A 1,421-nucleotide genomic window follows, 5' to 3' on the forward strand; every position below is an offset into this window, starting at 1 on the left:
CAGCCCTTTTAAGGTGGGCTAACCAGCGGCCAGAAGCTTGGCGGTCGAGACATGCGGCTTATCTTTGTATCGAGTGCGTTTGGTCAGCGGTTTTTTCGGACCCCGGCGATTTTTTCGCATGGCTTTCAAATCGACACGCCGAGCTAAATCGAGGAGCATCGCGCAGAATTGTGTGTGACTGGCTTGAACGAACATCGCCCATTGATGCTCATCGACGGCAATATCGAGTCCTTCAGTCGTGTTAGCAATTTCGTTGGCAAGATAGTACTCAGACACCGTTTCATCAACATTGGCCTCGGGATGTGCCGCGCGCAATGCCGCCATGACCACGGCATAAAGATTGTAGGCGACGAGTGCAAGACAGAATCCAAACAAAGCCGCTTGTGGGTAACCCAACGGATTGATCTCTGAATTCAAGTGCGCTTCAAGCTTTTGAAACGCCGTTTCAATCGTCCAACGCGTTCGATACACTTCAGCAATCGTGGCGGCATCAGCAACATCGGCCGGAAGATTCGTCAACAGGTTAAGCTGTCGATCTCCGTTGCGCGTGGGCGTGTCGAGCTTGACGATGATCCGTCGCCATGTCCAGGTATGCCCTGGCTCGTCCGTGACCTGTACCGCCTGTTCAAACAAACGACCGGTGGTGTCACCCGCTGCGGGTTGAGCGGCCTCAAGTGGCTTCACGCTCAAAGCGTTATGATGGCGAATGATGAAGCAAGCCCTTTGGCGAGCGAGGCCGACTAAAAAGCTTTTGACACAAAAATTACGATCTGCAATCCACAGCTCACCGGCCTGAATCCGAGCCAGCACCTGATGAAACAGCGAGCGTTCTTGAGCATGCCCATCGGCACAGGGGAACACATCACTGATGATTCTGCGCGCCGCATCGAACACCACCAGGCATTTGCCGGGCAAGGGGGCGGCGGCACAGTTGCGCAGGGCGCGAAGACGACGTTGGCTGGCTTCCAGACAGTTGCCATCCAGGTAACGGATGCGATAACCCGACAAACGCTCGGGGAGAGTGCTCCCAAGTTGATCAATAAGATCAGCGGCCCCTTGGGCCACTTCGCGCACCAATCCTTGCGAAGTCGACAGCTCAACGCCACGCAATTTGTCATAGACGGCCACAATAGACGCTGTGATCGACGTTTTTCGATACGCTGCATTGACGCTAGGTTGTGTTTTACAGACCACCTGCATCATGAGTTGGACCAGCGAGGAGAAGAGGATCTTTTTCGTATACTGAAGTTGGCAAACAGACTCGAACCAGGCGTCAAGGCGCTCAGCGTTCAGTAATCGCTCAAGCAGAGCGCGTACCATGACCGTGGCAGGCGCGCGTTCAGCAAACCGGTTGAGAACATCATCAAACATCGGTTGTCAACTCCAACTCTAGAAATAATATCCATATTATACAATGAGTT

Annotated in this window: 1 protein-coding gene; it reads right to left on the reverse strand. The window is 53.5% G+C overall.

Annotation, left to right across the window (positions count from 1 at the left end):
- Positions 1-18 precede the first annotated feature (18 nt).
- On the reverse strand, positions 19-1,371 hold the full coding sequence (locus tag CKO36_RS19035) for a transposase (protein WP_200286474.1): 1,353 nt from the start codon (positions 1,369-1,371) through the stop codon (positions 19-21).
- Positions 1,372-1,421: the final 50 nt, after the last annotated feature.

The sequence above is a fragment of the Rhabdochromatium marinum genome, assembly GCF_016583795.1.
Lineage (GTDB): Bacteria > Pseudomonadota > Gammaproteobacteria > Chromatiales > Chromatiaceae > Rhabdochromatium > Rhabdochromatium marinum.

Coding starts and splice junctions, on each gene's coding strand:
- CKO36_RS19035 (WP_200286474.1), bottom strand. CDS start 1,371: ATGTTTGATGATGTTCTCAACCGGTTTGCTGAACGCGCGCCTGCCACG.